General features: G+C 58.2%; 24 protein-coding genes. 10 read left to right on the forward strand and 14 right to left on the reverse strand.

The genetic code is table 11. From position 1 onward, the window contains the following. Positions 1-18 precede the first annotated feature (18 nt). From JNO48_03340 to JNO48_03405, 14 genes are all read right to left on the reverse strand, one after another. The gene (locus JNO48_03340) at positions 19-909 is read right to left on the reverse strand and encodes a carbohydrate ABC transporter permease (protein ID QTE68959.1); all 891 of its coding nucleotides are present in this window, start codon (positions 907-909) and stop codon (positions 19-21) included. A gap of 14 nt (positions 910-923) precedes the next feature. Further along, positions 924-1,997 (reverse strand): sugar ABC transporter permease, encoded by a 1,074-nt coding sequence (locus tag JNO48_03345; GenBank protein ID QTE68960.1) that lies wholly within the window; start codon positions 1,995-1,997, stop codon positions 924-926. Positions 1,998-2,040: 43 nt separating this feature from the next. Further along, entirely contained in the window at positions 2,041-2,610 is a 570-nt protein-coding gene (locus JNO48_03350; protein QTE68961.1) for a hypothetical protein, read from the reverse strand. 126 nt (positions 2,611-2,736) lie between these two features. Beyond that, positions 2,737-3,534 (reverse strand): gluconate 5-dehydrogenase, encoded by a 798-nt coding sequence (locus tag JNO48_03355; protein QTE69668.2) that lies wholly within the window; start codon positions 3,532-3,534, stop codon positions 2,737-2,739. A 232-nt stretch (positions 3,535-3,766) separates the two neighbouring features. Then, positions 3,767-4,609: a 5-dehydro-4-deoxy-D-glucuronate isomerase gene (gene kduI / locus JNO48_03360; protein QTE68962.1), complete on the reverse strand. Its 843-nt coding sequence runs from the start codon at positions 4,607-4,609 to the stop codon at positions 3,767-3,769. A gap of 15 nt (positions 4,610-4,624) precedes the next feature. Next, a complete protein-coding gene (locus JNO48_03365; GenBank protein ID QTE68963.1) occupies positions 4,625-6,187 on the reverse strand; it encodes a glycoside hydrolase family 28 protein in 1,563 nt (520 codons plus the stop codon). A 231-nt stretch (positions 6,188-6,418) separates the two neighbouring features. After that, positions 6,419-7,717, reverse strand: a complete 1,299-nt coding sequence (locus tag JNO48_03370; protein ID QTE68964.1) for a TldD/PmbA family protein — start codon at positions 7,715-7,717, stop codon at positions 6,419-6,421. A gap of 27 nt (positions 7,718-7,744) precedes the next feature. Beyond that, complete coding sequence (locus tag JNO48_03375; protein ID QTE68965.1) at positions 7,745-9,130, reverse strand: TldD/PmbA family protein; 1,386 nt, start codon at positions 9,128-9,130, stop codon at positions 7,745-7,747. 36 nt (positions 9,131-9,166) lie between these two features. After that, on the reverse strand, positions 9,167-10,045 hold the full coding sequence (locus JNO48_03380) for a YdcF family protein (protein ID QTE68966.1): 879 nt from the start codon (positions 10,043-10,045) through the stop codon (positions 9,167-9,169). Between the two features lie 27 nt (positions 10,046-10,072). Further along, a complete protein-coding gene (locus JNO48_03385) occupies positions 10,073-10,546 on the reverse strand; it encodes a nucleoside deaminase (protein ID QTE68967.1) in 474 nt (157 codons plus the stop codon). 31 nt (positions 10,547-10,577) lie between these two features. Next, the gene (locus JNO48_03390) at positions 10,578-10,814 is read right to left on the reverse strand and encodes a hypothetical protein (protein QTE68968.1); all 237 of its coding nucleotides are present in this window, start codon (positions 10,812-10,814) and stop codon (positions 10,578-10,580) included. A gap of 181 nt (positions 10,815-10,995) precedes the next feature. After that, positions 10,996-12,231, reverse strand: a complete 1,236-nt coding sequence (locus JNO48_03395; GenBank protein ID QTE68969.1) for a hypothetical protein — start codon at positions 12,229-12,231, stop codon at positions 10,996-10,998. Positions 12,232-12,348: 117 nt separating this feature from the next. Next, positions 12,349-13,860: an NAD(P)H-hydrate dehydratase gene (locus tag JNO48_03400; protein QTE68970.1), complete on the reverse strand. Its 1,512-nt coding sequence runs from the start codon at positions 13,858-13,860 to the stop codon at positions 12,349-12,351. A gap of 113 nt (positions 13,861-13,973) precedes the next feature. Next, positions 13,974-15,098: an aldo/keto reductase gene (locus tag JNO48_03405; GenBank protein QTE68971.1), complete on the reverse strand. Its 1,125-nt coding sequence runs from the start codon at positions 15,096-15,098 to the stop codon at positions 13,974-13,976. A 155-nt stretch (positions 15,099-15,253) separates the two neighbouring features. Here JNO48_03405 and JNO48_03410 point away from each other — a divergent pair, with 155 nt between their 5' ends. The 10 genes from JNO48_03410 (at position 15,254) to rpsD (ending at position 23,881) form a co-directional block, all read left to right on the forward strand. Then, positions 15,254-16,621, forward strand: coding sequence for an MATE family efflux transporter (locus JNO48_03410; GenBank protein ID QTE68972.1), 1,368 nt, complete (start codon positions 15,254-15,256; stop codon positions 16,619-16,621). A gap of 169 nt (positions 16,622-16,790) precedes the next feature. Then, complete coding sequence (locus tag JNO48_03415; protein ID QTE68973.1) at positions 16,791-17,477, forward strand: GntR family transcriptional regulator; 687 nt, start codon at positions 16,791-16,793, stop codon at positions 17,475-17,477. Between the two features lie 78 nt (positions 17,478-17,555). Then, entirely contained in the window at positions 17,556-17,783 is a 228-nt protein-coding gene (secG, locus tag JNO48_03420) for a preprotein translocase subunit SecG (protein QTE68974.1), read from the forward strand. 100 nt (positions 17,784-17,883) lie between these two features. Then, positions 17,884-19,266: a class II fumarate hydratase gene (gene fumC / locus JNO48_03425; protein ID QTE68975.1), complete on the forward strand. Its 1,383-nt coding sequence runs from the start codon at positions 17,884-17,886 to the stop codon at positions 19,264-19,266. Beyond that, positions 19,263-20,453, forward strand: coding sequence for a hypothetical protein (locus JNO48_03430; GenBank protein QTE68976.1), 1,191 nt, complete (start codon positions 19,263-19,265; stop codon positions 20,451-20,453). Before fumC ends, JNO48_03430 begins: the two co-directional genes overlap by 4 nt. A 12-nt stretch (positions 20,454-20,465) precedes the next feature. Further along, on the forward strand, positions 20,466-20,705 hold the full coding sequence (locus JNO48_03435; protein ID QTE68977.1) for a hypothetical protein: 240 nt from the start codon (positions 20,466-20,468) through the stop codon (positions 20,703-20,705). A gap of 53 nt (positions 20,706-20,758) precedes the next feature. Then, a complete protein-coding gene (locus tag JNO48_03440) occupies positions 20,759-22,060 on the forward strand; it encodes an HD domain-containing protein (GenBank protein ID QTE69669.1) in 1,302 nt (433 codons plus the stop codon). Positions 22,061-22,430: 370 nt separating this feature from the next. Further along, positions 22,431-22,808: a 30S ribosomal protein S13 gene (rpsM, locus tag JNO48_03445; protein QTE68978.1), complete on the forward strand. Its 378-nt coding sequence runs from the start codon at positions 22,431-22,433 to the stop codon at positions 22,806-22,808. Positions 22,809-22,862: 54 nt separating this feature from the next. After that, entirely contained in the window at positions 22,863-23,264 is a 402-nt protein-coding gene (gene rpsK / locus JNO48_03450) for a 30S ribosomal protein S11 (protein QTE68979.1), read from the forward strand. A 20-nt stretch (positions 23,265-23,284) separates the two neighbouring features. Then, entirely contained in the window at positions 23,285-23,881 is a 597-nt protein-coding gene (gene rpsD / locus JNO48_03455; GenBank protein QTE68980.1) for a 30S ribosomal protein S4, read from the forward strand. Positions 23,882-23,948 lie beyond the last annotated feature (67 nt).

A 23,948-nucleotide genomic window follows, 5' to 3' on the forward strand; every position in this document is an offset into this window, starting at 1 on the left:
ATAACCAAAGATGCCGGATTACTCCTTTACGCCGCCGGCGTTGGTGCCTTTGGCGAAATATTTCTGGATAAACGGATAGATGATCAGGATCGGGATAATGGAACAGACGATCAGTGCGAAGATTACCGAATCCGGCGCGTAGTTCGCGGTCCAGCCGCCCAGCTGCTCCAGGTCTGTATACTGTTCCAGCTGGTTTCGGATAAACACCTGCAGGGGCTGCTCATTGGCGTTGGAGATCATCTGCCGTGCCCAGAAGTAACCGTTCCAGCGGCTGATGGCGAAGAACAGCGCCACAGTCGCAATGGTGGATTTGCTCATCGGGATGAACACCTTGGTCAGCACCTGCATTTCCGTCGCTCCGTCCACGATGGCTGCCTCCTCAATTTCGGAGGGAACATTTTCAAAGGCATTGCGCAGCAGGATAATGTTCATGGCTGCCATACCCATGGCGATAACGACCAGCCATTTGTCATCCATGATTCCCACGGAGTTGAAAACGGATTTCGTGGCCAGGTAGTTCAGGTACTGCGGAACAATACCTGCGGAGAACCACATCGTGAATACCAGGAAGAAGTTGAACGCCTTCCGGAAAAGCAGCCGTTTCTTGCTCAGTGCGTAACCGCCGAGGATTGCGATGCCAAGGGACCAGATCGTTCCGTAGATCGTCAGGAACAGCGTATTGGAATAGGCGTTCCAGAACTGGTTGTTGCCGAACATGGACGCGAAGGCATCAAACTGCACGTTTTTCGGAAACAGGATCAGTTCCTGGTATTCCACCGCGTGCCGTCCGCTGATGGAAGCCGATACCGCGTAGAGGAACGGATACAGGCACATCAGCGCGAACATCGTCAGGAACAGGTAGCTGAAGATTTTGAATATCAGCTCGGAGATTTCAAGTCTTCTTTTCATTCGTCAAAACCTCCTTAATACAGGCTCACATTGGAGGCCTTGCGGGCAATGGTGTTTGCGCCGATCACCAGCAGCATGCCCACCACGTTGTTCAGCATTTCCGCCGTGGAAGCGAGACCGCTCTGGTTCTGGGTCGTCTTGATCCGCCAGGCAAAGGTGGAAATGACTTCGGAGGTCTGGTAGATTTGCACCCGCTGCTCATTAAGGAGCAGGACCTTTTCATATCCGATGCTCAGCATGGAGCCGATCCGGGTAATCAGCATGATTACGATGGTGCTCAGGATGCCGGGCAGCACCACATACCGCATCTGCGCCCATTTGTTGGCGCCGTCGATCTGGGCCGCCTCGTAACTGGTCGGTGAAATAGCGATGATCGCTGCGAAGAATACGATGCTGTCGTATCCGGCCGTCTCCCATATGCCGCTCACCTGGTAGATTGCGCGGAAATAAGCCGGATCATTCAGCAGGCCGGCCTGCGCGGTTTCCCGCGAGATCAGGCCCAGTGAAGCCAGCAGCTGGGAAAGGATTCCGGGAGGTGCCCCCGTTGTGGAGCTGCCCTGCTGGATCAGCATGATCACCAGGGAGGTCATCACAACGGTGGACATGAATTTGGGTAGATAGGTGAATACCTGCAGGCCGCTGCGCAGCAGGTCGGACTTGACTTCGTTGAAGAACAGCGCCAGCAGGATCGGCATCGGGAATCCGAAGAGGAGCCCGTAGAAGCTCAGCAGGAAGGTGTTCCGCATCGCCCGCCAGAATTCGTTGCTCAGGTTTGTGTATGTTCCGGATCCGATCAGCAGCGCCTTGATGTTGGAGAAGCCCAGGAAGTTCTGGTCCGCCACAGGCTTCACCACGTCGGTCACCTTGAAGGCGCCGAGCAGCTCATACATCGGCATATAGCGCCAGAAAAGGAAGACCAGGAGCATGGGGACCAGCATCAGATAGAGACGCCAGTCCTTCAGGACCGTGCGTCCGATGTGAAGCCAGTTATGCTTCTCAACGTCATCCCGAACCGCCTGTTCGGGATCCTCCCGCCAGGTACCGGCCGCCTCGTCGTAAATCAGGTAATCCCCTGCCTGACGCTTCATACGCATTCCTCCGTTCAGGGTCTTGCTTCGTTTCACCGGGGTTTCAGTGGTTTTCCTCTTCCGCAATCCGCCGTACGTAATGCGGCTGGTCTTCCAGCACGCCGTCTGGCCGGGATGCAATCCAGATGATCAGAGCTGTAAACAGGTAGGTAATGACATCTGTGGTGATGTACAGCGGAAGCGCCTCCGGCGGCGTTCCCGTAATCAGGGCCGTCAGCGCGCGTCCCGCATGCATGGCCAGCACCGTCAGGAGTCCGAAAAGGAAATCCCGCAGGATATTCCCGTGCAGTGATTCCCATCCCCATTTCCGCAGGAGCGGCCATACCGCCAGTGCAGCCAGGTTCCCGATCCCGTAAATCAGGAACTGGGTACCGGTCCCCTTCTGCACCAGTACGGTCACAATTCCGCCGAGCACCGCGTGCAGCGCGCACCAGGGTCCCCACCGGACCATCACGATCGCGGTCACTGCCGGCACCACGGAAACAGTCCATGCCGCCGCGGAAAACCATTCAGTGGCCGCGCGGATAATCAGTGTCTCGGTCAGCATCATGATTACCGCAAATATTGATAAATCAATAATCCTGTACTGTCCGAGAGTCCTTCGGGTCTGCACAGTATTTCCTCCGTTGTTTTTGGCTGTTCTGGTCTCTATTCGCATTGTATTATACATCAATTTGTTTTGTTTTGCAAAGACAAAAAGAGCTGTGCTTATGGATAATTCAGTTCAATTTTTGCAAAATCAGGGCTGTTTTCCGATGTAGGCAAGGATACCGCCGTCCACATACAGGATATGGCCGTTCACAAAATTGCTGGCGTCAGAAGCCAGGAAAACTGCCGGTCCCTGCAGGTCTTCCGGGGTGCCCCAGCGGGCCGCGGGCGTCTTGGCAATAATAAACTGGTCAAACGGATGGCGGCTGCCGTCCGGCTGTTTTTCGCGCAGGGGAGCAGTCTGGGGTGTGGCAATATAGCCCGGTCCGATGCCGTTGCACTGGATATTGTGCTCGCCGTATTCGGAGCAGATATTCCGGGTCAGCATCTTCAGGCCGCCCTTGGCTGCCGCATAGGCGGAAACGGTTTCCCGGCCCAGCTCACTCATCATGCTGCAGATGTTGATGATCTTTCCGTGGCCCTTCGCGATCATGGACGGAATCACCGCCTTGGCCACGATAAACGGAGCATTCAGGTCCACGTCGATCACCTTCCGGAATTCCGCCGCGCTCATTTCAATCATGGGGATCCGGCGGATAATGCCGGCATTGTTCACCAGGATGTCGATCACGCCGACTTCCTGCTCAATCTGCTTAACCAGTGCCTGCACCGCTTCCTCGTTGGTCACGTCGCAGACATAGCCCTTCGCGTCAATTCCTTTTTCCGCATAGGACTTCAGGCCCTTGTCAACCAGTTCCTGGTTGATGTCATTGAAAACGATGGTTGCGCCCGCGGCCGCATAGGCTTCCGCGATAGCGAAGCCGATTCCGTAGCTGGCGCCGGTAATCCACGCGATTTTTCCCTTCAGGCTGAAAGCGTTCATATCCATTTTTGTTTCCTTCCTTTCCTTGTCCTTGATTGGTAGGAGCTATTGTCAATTCACTAAATGCTTGCTTCTTTCTGCCCATCCGGCACAAGATACCGAAGGGGACGAAGCTCTGACGACCCGCAGTGCGGGGAGTTTCGTCAGAGCTGAGATCAAACTCTAAGGAGCAAGCTTCACAGTATGAAGTTGCGACTATAGAGTTTGCGGGGTGGGGGCGATCGGAAAGCCCCCACACTTACCTCAGTTCGGTTGTCGGGATGTTGTCCATATCGTCAAACGCCTGGTTCTCTCCGCCCATCGCCCAGATGAACGTGTAATTGCTGGTGCCCGCGCCGGCGTGGATGGACCAGGAGGGAGAAATCACCGCCTGCTCGTTCTGCATCACGATGTGCCGGGTTTCCTGCCCTTCGCCCATCATATGGAATACCACATTGTCCTTCGGCACTTCAAAGTAGAAATAAACCTCCATCCGGCGCTCATGGGTATGGGCCGGCATGGTGTTCCATACGCTTCCGGTCTCCAGGACTGTCATGCCCATGCTCAGCTGGCAGGTCTTCAGGACCGACGGATGGATAAACTGGTTGATCACCCGCTTGTTGCTGGTCGCCGCGTCGCCGCAGGGCTTCTTCGCCGCGTCCGCAATCTTGATCAGCCGGTTCTCATAGCTGCAGTGAGCGGGAGCAGAAACAATATAGAACTTCGCCGGATTCTCCGCGTCATTGCTCTCAAAGTACACTTCCTTCGCACCCCGGGTCAGGTACAGGCAGTCCTTGTATCCCAGTTCATAAACCTGGCCGTCCGCGGTGACCTTTCCGGCGCCGCCGACATTGAACATGCCGCACTCCCGGCGTTCCAGGAAGAATTCCGTGCCGAAATTGTGCCAGATGTCAATTCCCTTGTCGATGGAAACCTTTTCCTTCACCGGCATGATTCCCAGCGTAACCATCCGGTCCACGTGGCTGTACACCGCCGTCACCTGGTCCGCCTCAAAAAGCTTCTCAATCAGGAATTCCTTCCGGACTTCCTCCGTCGTATACCGTTTGAAATCCCGCTGGTTGCAGCTGTACCGAATGTCCATGTGTGTTCCCTCCGTTTATTTTTTATCGTGGATATCGAGTTTTTCAACTTCCAGGGTATCCAGCAGTTCGCCTTCCACCCCGGTCGTCTGTATATTTTCCAGGGTCAGTCCCCGGATATACTTAGCGATAATTCCCCGCCGGCAGCATTCCTCCACTCCCAGTGCCATTGCCGGAACGAGGGGCTTCGCTTCCGGATCGAAATCAAACCGGCAGTTCCGCAGTGTCAGCTGCTTCATCGGTTTCTCCGGCAGTCCCATTGCGTATGCCACGCAGGCTTTGCACCCGGTGGCATCCACCCGCTCAAAGCAGACCGTCCCGATTTCCGGTGTGGTCTCGTCCGCCGGCAGTTTTTCCCGGCTCTGCACGCGTTCGCTTTTTCCGTCCGCATCGCAGAAGTAGAAGCTGTTGACGATCAGCGGCATCTTTACGCCGTCCATCCGGATGTCCTGGAAAAGGATGTCATCCACGATTCCGTCCTTTCCCCGGTCCCGCCGGGTTTTGATCCGCAGTGCCCGGTCGTTTCCCTTCATATAACAATGATGAGCCCGGACCTTCCGCACGCCGCCGGCCATCTCGCTGCCGACTGTCACGCCGCCATGTCCGTCCAGCAGGGCGCACCATCCGATTTCCAGGTTCTCGCACGGCCTTTTGTATTTCCGGCCCAGGCCGATCTTCCCGCTCTTGATGGCGATGCAGTCATCGCCGACCGAGATCTCCGCGCCGAGCAGACGCACATTCCGGCAGCTTTCCGGATCGAATCCATCGGTATTGGGGCTGTCCCAGGGGGCCTTTACCCGGATATCGATGAAATCCAGGTCTTCGCTGAACGCCGGATGGATGTTCCAGCTGGGGCTGTTCATAAACGTCAGTCCCTGGACCAGCATTCCCTTGCAGCGCTGGGTGTAGAGCAGGTTCCCGCGGCTGGCAATCCGGATTTCCTTGGGCCGGATCCACCAGTCGCCCTCATTCGCCCGTCCGTCAATGATTCCCTCGCCGATAATCGCGACATCCGTCAGGTCAATACCGTTCAGCGCGCCTGCGAATCCATCCACGGCGCATCCTTCAAACATGCCCAGCAGGACTTCCCCGTCGTTGTTGTCCGCCGGTGTGCTCCCCGGCAGTACCGGAAAACGGTTCCGGTCGGTCAGCAGCCGCAGGGCAGCCCCGTCCTGGATTTCAAGCGTCATCCGGCTTTTCAGGAACAGCGGTCCGGTTACATAATCTCCCGGCGGTACCACAACCCGGCCGTCGTCCGGGCAGCACAGGATTGCCGCCTGCAGCATGGCCGTGTCCTCGGTTTCCCCGTCGCCCTTTGCGCCGAAATCCCGCACATCCAGCGTGCAGGTTTCCTTCCGGGTCCGGAAGTTCAATGTTTCCCGGCTGCCGTCCCCGTTCTCAATCTGAAGCTCATATTCCGTATCCGGTTCCAGGTCAAAAAGGGATGCGACGGATCGGTATTCCTCTCCCAGCCGCTCCCCGTCCAGGTACAGCACATGCTTTTCCCGGGCTTCATACAGTCCATCCGGATCCAGCAGAACGCTGCAGCTGCGGGAAGTAACGCACAATGTCCTTGTCATGCCCTTGTCTCAGCCTCCTTCGGTGATCCGGCAGCCTGCCGGATTGAGCCGGGTCGGTCATATGAAACATTTGTCTGCTTTCAGGTATACTATATCGAAAATGCCGCGGAATTTTCAAGCGTTTTAAACGATGTTCTCCGTTTCCGGTCAGATCATATCCGTTTTGTGAATGTCCCGGTTCAGGGGAAAAAGCAAGGGCGCCGGATATGCTCCGACGCCCGTTTTTCCATATTACTTACCGGAGATTACCACACCGTCTGCGGCCAGGTACGGCAGCACCGTACTGCCGTCGCAGCAGGTTTCGCGGGATACCGCTCGGATGTTCTTCACCAGTTCGCCCAGGTTGCCGTTCACCATGGTCTCGGTTACAGCGCTCTTTACTTTGCCGTTCTCAATCAGGAAGCTGTTCTTCGCCACCCCGGAGAATTCGCCGTTCGTTCCCGGATCACCGCCGGAGAAACCGCCGAGCAGCAGTCCCTGTTTCACTGATGCGATCATGTCCGCCAGCGGTGTGTTTCCGTTTTCTACCACCAGGTCGAACCCGGTATTCCGGACCACCGGCCGCCCGGTCTTCTTCGATGCATAGAGGTTCAGCAGGTGTGTTTTCAGCACACCGTGGTCAATCAGCGTAACGTTTTCTGAACGGTAACCGTCCGATGTGCCCCGTTCACCGCTGACAATCCGCTCGTCATAAGGGTTCAGGCTTACGGTCAGCAGTTCGCTGCCCACCTGCTCCCCGACCTTGTCCAGCCACAGGCTGGTGCCGTCCATTACCACGCTGTTGCCGGCGTAGTTGTCAATCAGCATTTCAATGAACTCAGCAGCCATCCAGGGGGTGAGAATCACCGTGCCCTCAAATTTACCTTCCAGTGTTTCCGGATGAATGCTGTCCCGTACACTCTCCAGGTGGGTCCGGATACTGCCGGTTTCGATCAGCGGCCGTTCCAGGTTGTCAACCGTCACATTCGTATAGTCCAGGCCGGTCGTGGTATCCCCTTCGACTGCGCACATTTCAATATCCAGGCCGTACTGTCCGCCGAATCCCTCGAATTCAGTGCCGTTCGTATTCCGGCTGAACCAGTGCCATTTATCATAGGAAGCGAATATTGCCGTAATCCGCACGGTCGGATAGTCTTTCGCCACCGTATCGAGGAATTCACGGATCCGATCTGCAAACCGGTCCAGGTCTGCCTGTTCCGTACCCTGCCGGAACAGATCCGTGCCCTGGTCCGGTGCGATATCATGGCACTCATCCTCCGGAGAGGATTCTGCTGCAGCAATACCGTCCGCGGCCAGCTTCCGCAGTCCTTCCTCCGTAATATCATTCCCGTTGACCGAACCCATCCGGTTCCCGGAAAAAACTTTCAGCGAGGCGACGTTGTTGAAAACCGTGCGCATCAGCTTGAAGTCGCCGTTCAGGATGTTGATTTCCTGCTTTTCGGATTCGGAAACCGTGTAACTGTATTTCCTGATTTTCCCTTCGGCCAGGATCTGTTCCAGCAGGTCCGCCGTTTTCTTCATATTGTTCATATGGTTCTCCTCCCGTTCTTCTTCCGCTCAGCGTCCGCCGATCATGATCTTGCAGCGCATATGCGGTCCGCCCATGCCCACCGGCATCGGCTGTTTTTTGCCGCAGAATCCGCTGCTTGCCCATTCCACCTCATCGGATACCATATCCACAGTCTTCAGCATTTCAAACGCCACGCCCGTCACCGTTGTATCCAGCAGGGCCCGGCCCAGCTTGCCGTTTTTGATCTCATATCCGCAGGTTACGCCGAACATAAACTCCCCGGTCAGGTCCGCCTGGCCGTTTCCCGAGTCAATCAGGTAATATCCGTCATCCACGGAGGCAATCATATCCTCTACTGTACTGGTGCCCGACAGGATGCACGTATTCCGCATCCGGATCACCGGTTCATCGCTGAATGACCACGCCCGCGCGTTTCCTTTCGGCGCCATATGGTACCGTTCCGCACTCTCCCGGTCGTTCATGTACCCGGTCAGGATCCCGTTCCGGATCAGCTCCGCGTCCTCCGCCCGGGTTCCCTCATCGTCCAGGTAAACGGGCAGGGGCGCAGTCTCTCCGTTATATGTATGGGCAAAGTCCACCATGGTCACCAGGTCGGATGCCACCCGCTTGTTCAGGTTCGGTCCAGCCACGCTTCCACCGTCCACCAGGTCGGCTTCCACGGTATGTCCGACTGCTTCATGTGCCAGCATACCGCCCATATTGCCTCCCAGCACCACCGTTTTGTATCCGGCTTCGGCGTACACGCCTTCCCGCTTGTCCATCAGCCGCTGGTACAACCTGTCAAGTTCCGGATAGTACACTTCCACATTGCTGAAATAATCTGCGAAGCTGCCGTAACCGCCGAAGGGTTTGAACAGCTCCACCGGCACGCCCGCGTCGGATTCCGCGTCCAGCATCACATAGATATAGCAGCGCGGTACGGTCACATGCCCGCAGTACGCGTCCGAAGAACAGATGATTTTATCCATGGAATCCTCGGTGTACACAATCGTCCGGCTGGTCAGCTTCGGGTAATGCTCCTCGATGTACCGGTCAATCTGCCGGCACGCTTCGATAATCCGCTGCTGCTCCGTATCCACGATGTCCCGGTTCAGCGGAACCGTACCGGTTCCCGTGGACGGGGGCAGGATAAGCTTCCGGTCGGTATGACGGGAAAGGAACCGCGCGTTGTCCGTTGCCGCCCGGATCACCTTTTCCGCTGCGTCCGGCGTATACTCGGCGATCGAGGCAAAACCGAACAGGCCGTCCAAATTGACCCGCGCGTTGACTCCCCGGCTTTCACTGCGGGAATTCTGCACTATATTGCCCTTCAGCAGTACCACCCTGCGGTTCCGGTTTTCATGTCCCCGCAGCACAGTCTGGCCCTTGTCTGAAAACAGGGCCGCTTTGGTTCCGATAATATCCTGTAACATATAGTCTTTTCCTCCAATGATGATTCTGTTTTTCGGTCAGTCAGCCGTCCCGAAGCGGCTGATCAGCATATCCAGCTGGTTCAGCGCCATACTTCTTCCGGTTTCAAGGCGCACCGACTCGCTTCCCTTGTAATTGTAGTTTGCAATAACCTCCACAGGATACCCTTCCTCCCGGGAGATCGCGGCCATTGCGCGGATCAGCATCTGGCTCCACCGCTGGTGGAAATGGGACGTTACAACCGTGCAGGCATGCACATCCTGTTCCTTCATGATTGTCAGCGCGTTGATCACGTTGTCCACGGTAATCTTTGCCTCCGGGTCCGTAAATACGCGTTCCGGGGCAATCCCGCACTCCCCGGTCAGGTATTCTTTCATCTCGCCGGCTTCGGTGTGGTTTTCCGGATTGCTTCCCCCGGTTGCGCCGCCGGTGCAGATGACAATGCTGTCCGGCCAGGACCGCGCCGCTGCCGCTGCCGCGTCGCACCGGCCCTTCAGCTCCGGCTGCATCCGGCCCCTGCTCAGCGCGTATCCCATCACGATGAAAGCATGCTTTCCGCATTCCGCAATACCGGAGTCCTCCAGTTCCGGCGCGTACTCCCCGCCCTGGTAGATAATGAACGGGTAATTCTCATTCACCATCACGTTCTCCCAGCAGTCCATGATGGCCGCCGCAATCGCGTAGTCCGATTCGCTGACCTTCCGGATTTTTTCCAGGTCCGCAGCGATTTTCTTCTGCCGGGACAGGCTTTCCTTCAGGTTCTCCTTTTTCAGCAGGCCGGTGATATCCTTCAGGATTTTGATGCTTTTCCGCTGAAAGCAGTATCGCTCCGCAGCTGCAGCCGGGGCAGCAAAAAGCATGAGAAGCGAAACCACTGCCAGGGCAGCGGCCAGGATATGTCTTCCTCTCGTCCTCATGTTCTTCCCCTCCGCGGTTGTTTCTCCCTAATGTGCCTCTTGCCCCGGCTTCCGCTTCTGCCGGAAGCTTCCGGAAAGCAGTTCCGCATACGGTTCCGTATCCGGATCCTGCTCCCACTCGGTCGTGCTGTGCAGCGCCGGATCCGCCGGCAGGTCATAAATGCTGCCGCAGCAGCCCTTCTCCGCATCCGCCGCGCCGAACACACACCGGCCCACCCGGCTCATTACCATCGCTCCGGCGCACATGGGGCATGGCTCCAGGGTCACATACAGCGTGCAGTCATTCAGCCGCCAGTCGCCCTTTTCCGCTGCGCCGTGCCGCATGCACAGCAGTTCGGCATGGGCGGTCGGATCGTGGGCCTGCTCCCGGCGGTTATGGTCCGCCCACAGCAGCGTATCCCCGCGGAACAGAGCGGCGCCCACCGGGATTTCTCCCTCCTCCAGGGCTTTTTCCGCTTCCCGCATGGCCACCGCCATCCGTTTCCGGTCTTCCTGTGTCATCCGTACTCCTCCGTATATGCCCGTCCCGGGTTCAGGAAAGCTTTTCCAGCCGATCCTGGATATCATCCATCAGGTCGTCGATGTCTTCCACAGTCTCCAGCCACTCATCGTATTCGTCGCTTTCCTCGTCATCGTCCGGTTCATCCGTTTCCATCGCGCTGATCTCGTCGTACAGCTCCTCCAGCCGGGCCAGCAGTTCACGCAGCTCGTCCGCATTCATCTCCTCAATCCGGAGATTATCCAGGTCTTCCAGTGTCAGTTTCTCCATGGAAGAAGTCCTCCTGTTCGATTCTGCCTCAGTAGGATGATTATACCAGAACCCAGCCCTTTTTGAAAGGGCAGGCCGTCTGTCCGGCTGCCCCGTCCTGCCGGAAAACGGCCGGATAATCTGAAAAGCCTGCGCGGCCGGTTGGCCGCGCAGGCAGGTTCACCGCAGCATCACTGCCGCCTTACGGTTCAGAAATCCGCACCATGATATAGGGAACGTCCGCGTTCACCTTGTGGAATCCCTGCTCTTCATTGGTTCCGAAAATACTCATGGTGGCTGGCAGCCATGCGCCGTCTTCCATGGGGATCACCTCATCCAGCGTAATATAGCTGAATTCCTGGCTCAGGTTCTTTTCTTTCCCGGCCGCTTCCTTCAGTCCCGGGAAATCCTCCGCTTTCAGTGTCAGCTCCGTCATTCCCAGTTCCTTTCCCGCTTCATCAAACCAGCGGAAAGGGAAAGAATTAGGTTCATCGACGGGTGAGCTGTACCGCACGGCAATTTTCCCGTTGTATGCGAATACATCCGATGGATACAGCCCGTCCTGTGCTTCCAGTCCGGCAGTCCACATGGCACGGCCTTCCGCGTCGAACCGGACCAGGTAATTCCTGCCTTCAAACATGTCCGGTTCAGTTCCGGGTACATTCTCCTGCAGCAAAGCCGCAAACCCGCCGTCCGCGGTCATCGCGGCATCTCCCAGCCGGGACATTCCCGCGTTCGCCTGCTGGAAGTCCAGCACCGTCTCCCAGACTGTCCGGTCGGATACGCCTTCCAGCTTCTGCAGCTTCGCGTGATATTGATCCTGTGAATCATTTCCGTAGAGAATCAGTTCATTTTTCCCACTGATCAGGTCCCCGATGCCGTCCTTCATAATCATGCCGTCATACCGCGCCGTCACATTTCCGTTCCAGTCAAGCAGCAGCGTCTCGGCAGGATCATTGCCCCGCGTCCGGTACGCCATCAGGAAGGAAGGCTCTGCGGCATAATCCGTGTATTCTTCCGGAATTGCGAATTCCTTTCCGGTAAATGTTCCGTCCTGGGTTAAGAACAGGACCTTCTTGTTCCATACTTTATCGTACTGGACCACCGCGATGGTTCCGTCCTCCAGGACCGTGCCCAGGGAAATGCTGTTGTCCGCGGTTCCTGCGCTGAGGGTCTTCTTCCAGCAGACGCTTCGGTCTGTGTTCAGGCATACCAGGATCGCATGGGAGCTGATGCTGTCCGTTCCGTCCGTTTCGCCGCCGCCCATCAGGATACGGCCGTCCGGCATGGTGCACAGGTAGGAAAGCCAGCCGCTGTGATAGCTGCCGATATCGGAGATTGTCTCCGCGCAGGCTGTGCCGACAGCCAGCAGCAGGCCAAGGGCCAGTGCCAGCATCCGTTTCAGTATATGGTTTCCGTTTGTTTTCTGGGTCTTCATGTTTCTGTTTCCTTTCCTGGGCAGGTTGCCCATCACCCATTCAAACGGACGAAACCGGATTTTCCATCCCGGAACCATTTTCTCTGCTTCTCCATATGCAGAATATGGAAAGGCCGGTCATTTCCTGACCGGCCTTTCCGCTGTTTCCAGTGCCCTGACAACCTCGGCAATACTCCCCGCCGTATCCCCGGCCGTCATGGCCGCCTCACCGTATTTCCCGGCAGCAGTTTCCCCGGCCCGGCCGTTGATCCAGGCTGCTCCGGCTGCCGCCTTCAGCAGCTCGTCCGGATGGGCGGCCGCCACCGCCGCCAAGATGCCGCTGAGCACGTCCCCGCTTCCCGCGGTCGCCATTCCCGGCGTTCCACGGTCGGCGATCCATGTTTCTTTTCCGTCCGTCACAATGGTGCCGGGACCCTTCAGCAGCAGGATCACCCCGTGCTCCCCGGCAAAATCCTCCGCCAGCGCCACCGGGGAGTTCTGGATTTCCGCCGCGGTTTTTCCGCTCAGCCGGGCAAACTCCCCGATATGGGGCGTCAGGATAACCTTCCCTGCCGCGTTCTTCACCCGTTCCGTCCCGATGGCGGCCAGGGCGTTCAGCCCGTCCGCGTCCAGGATCAGAGTGCCTTCATAGTTTTCCGTCAGGTACCGCACCGTTTTTTCCGTTTCCCCGCTCATCCCGGCGCCCATTCCGAACGCCGCCGTCTTCGTTCCCCGGAGGGCTTCCCGGAATTCCTCTTCCCGGAATACCATATTGCCGGCATCCTCCGCCAGCGGGAACAGCGTCGCTTCCAGGATGTCCGGTATCATCTTTTCACACAGGCTGCGCGGCGCACACAGGCGCACCACACCCGCGCCGCTCCGCATGGCCGCGTTGGCCATGGCCGCCAGCCGGATCGCTCCGGAATAGCGGAACGAGCCGCCGATCAGCGCGATATATCCGTATATACCTTTATGGCTGAAGTGTTTTCTCGCCGGGAACAGTTCCGCCGCATCCGCCTCTTCCGTCAGCTGGATTCCATGTCCCAGCGGCGGAATGCCGATGTCGATGTTCACTTTTTCCGCCATGATATCCTTCGCCATATTCAGGAAATGTCCCGGCTTCCAGCTGCCGATGGAAACCGTCAGGTCGCTGTGCACCGCCGTTTCCGCCATGCCGTTATTCCCGTTCAGGCCGCTGTTGATATCCGCGCTCACCGTATAGGCGCCGCTTTCGTTGATCATCCGGATCATCCGTGCCGCTTCGCCGGCGGCACTGCCGTGGAATCCGGTGCCGAATATGCAGTCCGCGATGCTGCCGTAACCGTCCAGGGAGGTTACATCCGCCCACATGCGGATGGGTATCTTCTTTTCCGCGCACCGGTCAAACCAGTACAGGCCGTCCGGTGTAAACTTTTCCTCCTGCAACAGGATTTCACAGGGAATACCCGCGTCCGCCAGCAGCCCGGCCAGCACAAATCCGTCCCCGGCATTATTCCCCGTTCCGCAGACAACCGCTGCCGGTGCTTTCCATTTCCCGGCCCGGAAAATTCCCTCTCCGGCCCGGCGCATCAACTCACGTCCCGATGTGCCTGCTGAAATGGCCGCCGCATCGCTCTGCCGCATTTCGGCTGTTGTCAGTATCTCCTGCATGCAATCTCCCCCTGTCGCTTCCTACAATAACCGGTTGCTCCGGTTTGTCAAGGGATAAAAAAGGAAGAAACCGGGCCGGCATACAGCCGGTCCGGCAATGATTCCTGTCCTTGTTATGTGTCCAGCAGCCCGGAGGCTTCCTTCAGCAGGTCGATAATCGGAAGGTGCTGTGGGCATACGCCCTCGCACTGGCCGCAGCCGATGCATTCGGAGGCCCGGCCGTGGCCCTGGCCAACCACGCCGTTGTAGAAGTTTTTCGGCCGGAACACTTCATTATATAAACGCATCGTATTGACTGCCCGGAACACGTCCGGGATGGAGATCCGCATCGGGCATCCATCCGTACAGTAACGGCATGCGGTACATCCGATCTGCGGGACATTCAGCATTTCCGTGCGCACTTCCTCCACCAGCGTCTTCTCTTTTTCGCTCAGCGGTTCGAAATTGCGGAACGTGTTGATGTTGTCCTGCATCTGGTCTTCTGTGCTCATGCCGGAAAGAATGGTCATCACACCGGGCAGGGAGCCCACATAGCGCAGCGCCCAGGAGGCAACCGACTTTTCCGGCCGTGCCGCCTTGTATTTTGCTTCCAGCTCGGGCCTCAGGCTGGCCAGGCTGCCACCCTTCACCGGTTCCATAATCACCATCGGGATATTCCGTTCGTGCAGGATTTCATACAGCCGCCCGGAGCAGACCACCGGATTGTTCCAGTCCGCATAGTTCAGCTGGATCTGGACAAACTCCACTTCCGGATGCTTATCCAGGATCCGGATCAGGTATTCGGGGCTGCCATGGAAGGAGAAACCGAAATGCCGGATCTTTCCTTCCGCTTTCTTTTGCAGGCCCCAGCTGAAGCAGTTCAGCCTCTCGTAGGTATCGCCGTTGCTGCCGTCCTCAATGGAATGCAGCAGGTAGAAATCAAAATAATCCAGCCCGCACCGTTCCAGCTGCTCGTTGAAGATCCGGTCCCGGTCCGCTTCGGTTTTCAGGCACCACGCCGGCAGCTTGGTCGCCACCATGAAACTGTCCCGGGGATGGCGTTTCGCCAGGGCTTCCTTTACGGCCTTTTCCGAGTTCCCGCCGTGATAGACGTACGCGGTGTCAAAATAGTTCATGCCGGCTTCCAGGTAGGCGTCCGCCATCCGGCAAACGTGGCCGATATCAATGGCTCCGTCCTTCTGGGGCAGCCGCATCATGCCAAAGCCCAGTTTGGGCATCTTTTCCAGGTCAATCGCCATTCGGGAACCTTTTTTCTGTATCATTGCTCTTTTGTCTGGAATGGATCATAAGGCTTTGAGTTTACTCTAAGTCAAGGAAAACTTTCCGTCCCTTGACGCTGCCGGGGCGTGCGGCTACAATGCTGGAAGAAATAACGATTCGGGAAGGTGTTAATTTGGCTGCTGATAAGGGCGATTTCTCCCGGGGAAAGGTTTCGGGAATCATCCTGCGCCTCGGCCTGCCGATGATGCTGGCGGAGCTGGTCCACGTCCTGTACAACATCGTGGACCGGATGTACGTCGGCCATATGCCGGAAGGGAGCACGCTCGCGCTGACCGCGCTGGGCATCTCGTTCCCGCTCATCACGCTCATCGGGGCCTTCGCCAATCTGTTCAGCACCGGCGGTGCAACGCTGGCCACCATCGCCCGGGGGGAAGGAAACCACGAAAAAGCGGAATCCATCATCAACACGTCTTTTACCATGCTGGTCCTGGTTGGCGCATTCCTGACTGCGGCTCTGTATATTTCGGCGCCGGCAGTCCTGTCGCTGCTCGGCGGTGATGAGGAAACGCTGCCGCCGGCGCTTGCCTATTTCCGGATTTATGTGCTCGGCTCCGTCCCGGTGCTCATCAGCCTGGGAATGAATCCGTTCATCAACGCACAGGGCTTCCCGAAGATCGGGATGGTCACCGTCATCATCGGTGCGGGGCTGAATATCCTCCTGGATCCGCTTCTGATCTATGCGCTGAATCTGGGGATCCGCGGGGCGGCCTGGGCCACCGTTATTTCCCAGGGGGTCAGCGCCGCCTGGGTGCTGCTGTTCCTCCGCGGCCGGAAGGCGGTTCTCCGCCTGACCGGTTTCCGGGTCGATCGATCGCAGCTCGGCAGCATCCTGAAGCTGGGAGCCACCGGTTTCTGCTTCCGCATCACCAACAGTATTACCCAGGCCATCGTGAATGTGATGCTGAAAGCCTGGGGCGGCGTACTGAGCACCCTGTATGTCGGTGCGATGAGCCTGATCAATTCCCTGCGGGAGATCGTCAGCCTGCCGAACAGCGGCATCGTTATGGGCGGCCAGAATGTCATGAGCTTCAACTACGGTTCCCGCCTCTGGCACCGGGTCTCGGAGAGCATCCGCTTCACCTTCCTCAGCGGTCTCGGAATCAATGTGGTTCTTTGGGCGGTGCTGATGCTTTGGCCGGATCCGCTGATCCGGATCTTCACCTCGGACGAGGCGCTGATTGCACTCACCATCCGGTGCGCCCGGATCTATTTCGGCGCGTTCCCATTCATGGCCCTGCAGCAGGCGGGCCAGTCCACATTCGTCGCACTCAATTATCCAAAATACGCACTCTTTTTCTCCCTTCTGCGGAAAATCGCGCTCGTTGCCCCGCTGACCCTGCTGCTCCCGCCTGCCGGGCTGGGGGTGGAAGGCGTCTTCTGGGCGGAGCTCATCAGCCAGCTGACCGGTGCCACAGCCTGTTTCCTGACCATGCGCCGCGTCATCTGGAAGGAAATGGACCGGAGGGCCCGTCAGAGCTGAAACCACCGGCTTCCGGCAGCCGTATTTTCCGAAAAAACCGGACCTTTCTCCCGGCTCCGGCGGGATTGTCCGGATTACTTTGCGATTTCTCTTGACAGGATTGTTTTTTTGTTGTATTAATTATCCTGTATCCAAAAAACATTCCGCAGACGCGGAGGAGGGATTGCCAATGTCTCTGACGTTTCAGCCCATGACGGAGAGTCGTCCGATCCGTGAAATCGCTTATGATGTGCTGAAAAAGGCCATTATTACCGGGGAAATTCCCGCCGGCGAACGGATTGTCGAGACCGAATACGCCGACAGACTCCATATTTCCCGTACCCCGCTGCGGGAAGCGCTCCGCAAGCTGGAGCGGGACGGGCTCGTTGAATATGTGATGCGCCGCGGCGTTGTGGTGCATGCCTTCACCACCGAGGATGTGGACCAGATCTACACGATCCGCAACTCCCTGGAAATGCTGACGCTGCCCTATATTATTGAGAACGCGACCGCCGAGGATATTGCTGCCCTTCGGGAAAAGCTCGCTGCCATGGACGCGCTGATCGCCCGGGACGATATCGAGGGTCTCTCTCCCCTGGCGCGTGATTTCCATACCTGCCTCACCGCAATCTCCGGCAAAAACCGGATCCTGCGGGTCATTGAGGGGCAGGATGAGTATATCCGCCGTTTCTCCGCCATGGCCATCCAGCAGGAGAACCGCCGCTCTTCCGCCCATGAGGAACACCACAAGCTGGTGGACCTGGTCGAGAAGAAGGACCTCCCCGCCCTGGAGGAACTGATGCGCCACCACATTGAGCGGAGCAAGGAATGCTGCCTCGCCGCCCTGAAAGCCCGAAAGCAGAACCGCGATCTGTAAGCATGCAGAAAAAAGCCTTGCAATTTGCGCACCGGTGTGCTATCCTTTGAAGGCTGATTTGGTAAGGGAGGGTTATCCATGAGTATTGCTATTTCTATCGCGCTGATTATCGCGGCGCTGGTGATGATCGTTACAGTTCTGCTTCAGTCTTCCGACGAATCCGGCATCAGTGCGCTGTCCGGCCAGTCCAACAGCTACTTCAGCAAGTCCAAGGCCAAGACGTTCGAAGCTCGTCTCGCCCTGGGCACGAAAATTGCCGCCGCCGCGTTTGTGGTCCTGGCGATCCTGAAGCTGATCGTGAAATAATCTGCACCGTATCTCAAAAGCCGCTTCCCCGTGAAGCGGCTTTTTCCATTGAAATGCCCCCGGAAAAATGGTATTTTTATGGGGAAAAGGAGCGATGTCCATGAGTCAGGAATACAGGCTGGAACACGATTCCCTGGGAGAGGTCCGCGTGCCGGCGGATAAATACTGGGGAGCCCAGACGGAGCGGAGCCGCAACAACTTCCCCATCGGGGTCGGCCGGGAGCCGATGCCGGAGGAGATCATCCGCGCCTTTGCGGTGCTGAAGGCCGCTGCTGCCCGCGCTAACCGGGAGCTGAAACCGGCGAAGATGACCGATGAAAAGACGGCTGCCATCTGCGCTGCGGCGGACGAGGTACTTGCCGGAAAGCTGGACGGGCATTTCCCGCTGGTGGTCTGGCAGACCGGTTCCGGCACCCAGAGCAACATGAACATGAACGAGGTCCTTGCCGCCCGCGGAAATGAAATCGCCGGCAGCCGGATCCTGCATCCCAATGACGATGTGAATATGAGCCAGTCCTCCAATGATACCTTCCCGGCTGCCATGCATATTGCCGCCGCGGAAGCGCTGGAGAAACGCGTGCTTCCCGCCGTGGAGGAGCTTGCGGCCACGCTGCGCTGCCTGGAGGCAGAGAACGAGGGAATCCTCAAATGCGGCCGCACCCACCTCCAGGACGCGACACCCATCCGCTTCTCCCAGGAGATTTCCGGCTGGCGCACCAGCCTGGAAAAAGATGCGGAGCTGATCCGCACGGCTGTCCGGCCCCTGCTGTCCCTCGCCCTCGGAGGCACCGCTGTCGGCACCGGGCTGAACGCCCCCGCGGGCTTTGACGCCCTGGTGGCGGAGAAAATCGCCCAGGCCTCCGGCCTTCCCTTTGTCACCGCGGAAAACAAGTTCCATGCGCTGACCTCCCGGGATGAGATGGTCTTTGCCCATGGTGCGCTCAAGGCGCTCGCCTGCGACCTGATGAAAATCGCCAATGACGTCCGCTGGCTGGCCAGCGGCCCCCGCCTGGGCCTCGGGGAAATCACCATTCCGGAAAACGAGCCGGGTTCATCCATCATGCCCGGCAAGGTCAACCCCACCCAGTGCGAACAGGTGACCATGGTGGCCGCCCAGGTTATGGGCAATGACGTGGCCGTCGGAATCGCCGCCAGCCAGGGCAACTTCGAACTGAACGTATTCATGCCCGTTTGCGCCTATAATTTCCTGCAGAGTGCCCGCCTGCTGGCGGACAGCATGCATGCCTTCAACGACCGCTGTGTCAGCGGAATCAAAGCCAACCGGGAAAAAATGGCGGAGAATGTCCGCCGCTCCCTGATGCTGGTTACCGCGCTGAATCCGGTAATCGGCTATGAAAAGGCGGCCAAAACCGCCCAGAAAGCCCACCGGGACGGCACCGGCCTGAAGGAGGCCTGTGTTGCGCTCGGCTTCCTGACTGAGGCGGAATTTGACGCCGCTTTTCATCCGGAGGAAATGGCATGACCGAACGCCTGTATTATGACGACGCGTACCTGTGGTCCTTTGCTGCAAAAGTCACCGCCGTATTTCCCGCGAAAACGGACGGCCGGTGGCTGGTTTCCCTGGACCGCAGCGCCTTCTATCCCACTTCCGGCGGCCAGCCCTTTGATACGGGCCGGATCCTCTTCCCCGGCGGGGAAGCCCGGGTTCTGGATGTGGAAGCGGATCCATCTGGCGAGGTATGGCACCTTGTGGATCGGGAAATCCCCGCCGGTATGGAAGTCCGCGGGGAAATCGACGTCCCCCGGCGGCTGGACCATATGGAACAGCATGGCGGCGAGCATATGCTGGCCGGCGCCGTCTGGGAAAAGCTCGGCGGAACCACAATCGGCCTACATCTCGGCGCAGAGGATTCCACCATCGACGTCACGCTGCCCGATGAGCGCACGCGCCTGACGGAAGAGGAGATCACCCTGCTCGAGGATACCGTCAATGACCGGATCCGGCTGGATGCGCCGATCCGCTGCTGGTTCCCGGATGAGGAAGAGCTTGCTTCCCTGCCCCTGCGGAAAAAGCCGACGGTCACGGAGCATGTCCGGATTGTCGCCATGGGGGATTTTGAGATGGTCGCCTGCGGCGGAACCCATCCGGCTTCCACCGGCCGAATCGGGCTGGTCAAGATCACCGGTGTGGTTCCGGCCCGCGGCAAGGTGCGGATTGCTTTTGTCTGCGGCGGCCGTGCGGTCCGGTTGTTCCAGCGCTATATGCGTGCGGCGGACAAAACCAGCGCGGCGCTCAGCTGCCCGGTGGAGAAGCTTTCGCGCGCGGCATCCGAGCTGAACAGCCGCCTGGCGGAAGCGGAACGAAAAGCCCGCCGTTTTGAAACCCAGGAAATCCTTTCCCGGATCCGGGATGCGGAAAGCGCCACGGACCTGCGGGGAGTCACGCTGGCCGCAGTCAACCTGGAGGAGACGGACACAAAGGCGGTTGCCGCCGCTGTCTCCGCGTATATTGAGGAACCGGGGAAAGCACTCCTGCTGGAATCCGGCGGGAAGCTCACATTCGCCCGCAGCGCGGATGTCCGGATTGACATGAATGAACTGATCCGCCGGGTCGGCCGGGGCGGCGGGCGGCCGGATATGGCCGGTGGTGCCGGTATCCCGGAATGTGTCGGTGTGGCCCGAAAGATCCTGATGACGGAATACAGGTAAAGGGAAACAGTTATGGAAGAAAAAGATCTGATCCGGATCCGCTGGCATGTGGACCGGACGGTGGATCCCGCGGTGTTTATGCTCGTCTGCACGCATCCGGATTATCCGGACCTGCAGGTCAGCATCTCCTCCGCGGAGGTATCCGAACGGGTTGCCAAAGCCCGCCTGATGCAGGAAATGTACGAACTGGGAGCCTCCCGCGGCATCCCCCCGAAATTACTGCGCTTCAAGATCAACGGAATTGAGGAATAATGATGGAAGAGCTCACGATCACCCTGCCTGCGGACGTGGCCGCCCTGCTGGCCATGCTCCGGGACGCCGGCTATCCCGCATATGCGGTCGGCGGCTGTGTTCGGGATGCCCTTCTGGGAATTGAACCCCATGACTGGGACATCTGCACCTCCGCCCTTCCGGCGCAGATGCAGCAGGTTTTCCGCAGCCTGCATACCGTGGAAACCGGGCTGAAGCACGGCACCCTGACAGTCGTGGTCAACCACGTTCCCTATGAAATCACCACCTTCCGGGTAGACGGCGCATATACCGACCACCGCCATCCGGATGCCGTTTCCTTTGTGGACAATATCGCGGAGGATCTTTCCCGCCGCGATTTCACCGTCAACGCCATGGCCTGGTCTCCGGACGCAGGCCTGGTCGACCTGTTCGGCGGCCGGGAAGACCTGGCAGCCGGCACCATCCGTTGTGTCGGCGAGCCCGCGCTCCGTTTTGATGAGGATGCCCTGCGCATTCTCCGGGCGCTGCGGTTCGCCGCCGTATATGATTTCACGATTGATCCCGCCACGGACGAGGCCGCGCGGAAGCTGGCTCCCTCGCTTGCCGGGGTCGCCGGTGAACGGATCCGGGAAGAGCTGCTGAAGCTCCTGTGCGGCCGGGGGGCCGGACGGATCCTGCGGGCCTATCCGGATATCCTTTCGGAAATCATTCCGGAAATCCGCCCGATGGTCGGCTATGACCAGAAGAACCACCATCATTCATATGACCTGTGGGAGCATACCGTCCGGGCGGTGGAAAATATGCCGCCGGAGGCAGACCTCCGCCTGGCCATGCTGCTCCATGATACCGGCAAACCCATCGTCCGCACCATGGACGAACACGGCGAAGGCCATTACCGGGGACACCAGCAGGCCTCCGCGGAGATCGCGGCAAGGGCTGCCGACACCCTGCGCCTGGATAACGCCACCCGGGACCGGGTTCTCCTCATGGTCCGTTACCACGATATTCCCCTGCGTACCGAAACCGGCGAGATCAACCTGGACCGGTCTTTCCTGCTGCGGAAGCTCAACCGCTTCGGGGAAGCCGACTTGCGCGACCTGATCCGGATCCACCGGGCAGACCGCATCGCCACCGGCTACTCTTCCCCCGAGCGGGAGGACCGTCGGATGAAGGAGCGCCTGGAGGCACTGGATGCCCTCCTGGCGGAAAAGCCCTGCTACACCCTGAAGGATCTTGCGGTCAACGGGCATGACCTGCAGTCGGCCGGCCTGCACGGAAAGGAAATCGGCGAAACGCTGCAGCGCCTGCTGGAGGATGTCATGGACGGCCGGGTGGAGAATTCACGCGATGCGTTGCTTCGTGCCGTTCACAGCTGAACCGGGTCTTTTGGGAATTTTATAAATTTGTAACATTATTAATAAAAATTTAATAATTTTTCCCAAAAAATAATTGTCTTTTGGGACTTGCTGTGATAATATGTAGCAGTTAGCCCTGGTTTGCCGCCGGGCGGCTGCATCCGTTGAAAAACGGGTGTTCCGGTGGGAAATCAAACCCGTCTCTTTCAGGCGCTGGCAGACTGCACCTTCCATAGCAGTCCGTCAGTGTTGTCGTGCGCCCGCTTTCACCGGGTGCCGGCGCTGAGTAGTGTTTCACAGGGGTTCGGTTGGGTTGCCGGACCTTGGTGGAGCCCACTTTTCCTGCTTGACCCCGGTGGGTCAGAGATTATACGGAGGTGTATTACTTAAAATGGCACGCATTGCAGGTGTTGACCTGCCCAGAGAAAAGCGCGTTGAGATCGGCCTGACCTACATCTACGGCATCGGCCTGACCACTTCGCAGAAAATGCTCGCGGAAGTCGGCGTGAATCCCGACACCCGGGTAAAGGACCTCTCCGAGACCGAAATCAGCAAACTGCGTGAGTATATTGAGCATCACCTGAAGGTCGAAGGTGACCTTCGCCGTGAAGTGTCTCTCAATATCAAGCGCCTGATTGAAATCGGCTGCTACCGTGGCGTCCGCCACCGTCATGGACTTCCTGTCCGCGGGCAGAATACCAAGCAGAACGCCCGTACCCGCAAGGGCCCCAAGAAGACCATTGCCGGCAAGAAGAAGGCCACCAAGTAAGCTTTTTACTGAATCGATTCCCGCCTGAGGCGGGTTACGGAGGGAGAAAAATCAATGGCACCTAAGCAAAAGCTGAAGAAGGCTACGCGTAAACGCCGTGAGCGCAAAGTCGTTGAGCGGGGCGCTGCGCATATCCGTTCTTCTTTCAACAATACCATCGTAACCATCACCGACACCCAGGGCAATGCGCTTTCCTGGGCGAGCGCGGGTGGTCTTGGCTTCCGCGGCAGCAAGAAGTCCACTCCTTTTGCCGCGCAGATGGCCGCTGAAACCGCCGCCAAGGCCGCTATGGAATATGGCCTGCGCACGGTTGAAGTTTATGTCAAGGGCCCCGGTTCCGGCCGTGAGGCTGCTATCCGTTCCCTGCAGGCCGCCGGTCTGGATGTGAACATGATTAAGGACGTGACGCCCATTCCGCACAATGGTTGCCGTCCGCCCAAGCGCCGTCGCGTGTAAGTATAGGAGGGCATATAGAAATGGCAGTTAATAAACAGCCGATCGCCAAGAAGTGCCGGAGTTTCGATATTTCCCCGGCCGTCATGGGCTATGGCAATAAGAAATCCAACCGCAATCCCGGCGGAAACCGCCGCCGCAAGGTCTCCGAATACGGCGCCCAGCTGCAGGAAAAGCAGAAGGTCAAGTTCGTGTACGGAGTGCTGGAAAAGCAGTTCCACAAGTACTACCTGAAGGCCGCCAACATGAAGGGCATCACCGGTGACAACCTCATGCAGCTGCTCGAGCTGCGGCTGGACAACGTGGTGTTCCGTCTCGGCCTGGCCAAGACCCGCCGTATGGCCCGCCAGATCGTGAATCACGGTCACATCCGGGTCAACGACATGAAGGTCGACATCCCTTCCTACCAGGTGAAGGTTGGTGACAAGATCACCCTTCGCAAGCGCAGCGAAGAGATGGAGATGTTCAAGGTCCTGCGGGAAGGCACCACCGTGCTGACCCCCAAGTGGCTCTCCTTTGACGCCCAGAACCTGACCGGTACCGTCGCGGCTCTTCCGACCCGTGAGGATATTGACCTGCAGGTCCAGGAGAACATGATCGTCGAGTATTACTCCCGTTAATGACTTGCCGACAACCGAACGAACAAGGAACCGTGCGGTTGCTGCGGGCGATCCTGTCGCCTGTGCT

This window comes from Clostridiales bacterium (assembly GCA_017569285.1).
In the GTDB taxonomy this organism is placed as follows: Bacteria; Bacillota; Clostridia; order Christensenellales; family Aristaeellaceae; genus Aristaeella.

What these genes read in the sequence shown, in the direction of transcription:
- JNO48_03430 (QTE68976.1), top strand. Translation starts at nt 19,263, where the DNA reads ATGACCGAACGCCTGTATTATGACGACGCGTACCTGTGGTCCTTTGCT.
- JNO48_03375 (QTE68965.1), bottom strand. Translation starts at nt 9,130, where the DNA reads ATGTTACAGGATATTATCGGAACCAAAGCGGCCCTGTTTTCAGACAAG.
- JNO48_03390 (QTE68968.1), bottom strand. Translation starts at nt 10,814, where the DNA reads ATGGAGAAACTGACACTGGAAGACCTGGATAATCTCCGGATTGAGGAG.
- kduI (QTE68962.1), bottom strand. Translation starts at nt 4,609, where the DNA reads ATGGACATTCGGTACAGCTGCAACCAGCGGGATTTCAAACGGTATACG.
- rpsM (QTE68978.1), top strand. Translation starts at nt 22,431, where the DNA reads ATGGCACGCATTGCAGGTGTTGACCTGCCCAGAGAAAAGCGCGTTGAG.
- JNO48_03380 (QTE68966.1), bottom strand. Translation starts at nt 10,045, where the DNA reads ATGAGGACGAGAGGAAGACATATCCTGGCCGCTGCCCTGGCAGTGGTT.
- JNO48_03365 (QTE68963.1), bottom strand. Translation starts at nt 6,187, where the DNA reads ATGACAAGGACATTGTGCGTTACTTCCCGCAGCTGCAGCGTTCTGCTG.
- rpsK (QTE68979.1), top strand. Translation starts at nt 22,863, where the DNA reads ATGGCACCTAAGCAAAAGCTGAAGAAGGCTACGCGTAAACGCCGTGAG.
- fumC (QTE68975.1), top strand. Translation starts at nt 17,884, where the DNA reads ATGAGTCAGGAATACAGGCTGGAACACGATTCCCTGGGAGAGGTCCGC.
- JNO48_03435 (QTE68977.1), top strand. Translation starts at nt 20,466, where the DNA reads ATGGAAGAAAAAGATCTGATCCGGATCCGCTGGCATGTGGACCGGACG.
- JNO48_03395 (QTE68969.1), bottom strand. Translation starts at nt 12,231, where the DNA reads ATGAAGACCCAGAAAACAAACGGAAACCATATACTGAAACGGATGCTG.
- JNO48_03405 (QTE68971.1), bottom strand. Translation starts at nt 15,098, where the DNA reads ATGGCGATTGACCTGGAAAAGATGCCCAAACTGGGCTTTGGCATGATG.
- JNO48_03385 (QTE68967.1), bottom strand. Translation starts at nt 10,546, where the DNA reads ATGACACAGGAAGACCGGAAACGGATGGCGGTGGCCATGCGGGAAGCG.
- JNO48_03345 (QTE68960.1), bottom strand. Translation starts at nt 1,997, where the DNA reads ATGAAGCGTCAGGCAGGGGATTACCTGATTTACGACGAGGCGGCCGGT.
- JNO48_03400 (QTE68970.1), bottom strand. Translation starts at nt 13,860, where the DNA reads ATGCAGGAGATACTGACAACAGCCGAAATGCGGCAGAGCGATGCGGCG.
- secG (QTE68974.1), top strand. Translation starts at nt 17,556, where the DNA reads ATGAGTATTGCTATTTCTATCGCGCTGATTATCGCGGCGCTGGTGATG.
- JNO48_03355 (QTE69668.2), bottom strand. Translation starts at nt 3,534, where the DNA reads ATGGATATGAACGCTTTCAGCCTGAAGGGAAAAATCGCGTGGATTACC.
- JNO48_03340 (QTE68959.1), bottom strand. Translation starts at nt 909, where the DNA reads ATGAAAAGAAGACTTGAAATCTCCGAGCTGATATTCAAAATCTTCAGC.
- JNO48_03370 (QTE68964.1), bottom strand. Translation starts at nt 7,717, where the DNA reads ATGAACAATATGAAGAAAACGGCGGACCTGCTGGAACAGATCCTGGCC.
- JNO48_03415 (QTE68973.1), top strand. Translation starts at nt 16,791, where the DNA reads ATGTCTCTGACGTTTCAGCCCATGACGGAGAGTCGTCCGATCCGTGAA.
- rpsD (QTE68980.1), top strand. Translation starts at nt 23,285, where the DNA reads ATGGCAGTTAATAAACAGCCGATCGCCAAGAAGTGCCGGAGTTTCGAT.
- JNO48_03440 (QTE69669.1), top strand. Translation starts at nt 20,759, where the DNA reads ATGCTCCGGGACGCCGGCTATCCCGCATATGCGGTCGGCGGCTGTGTT.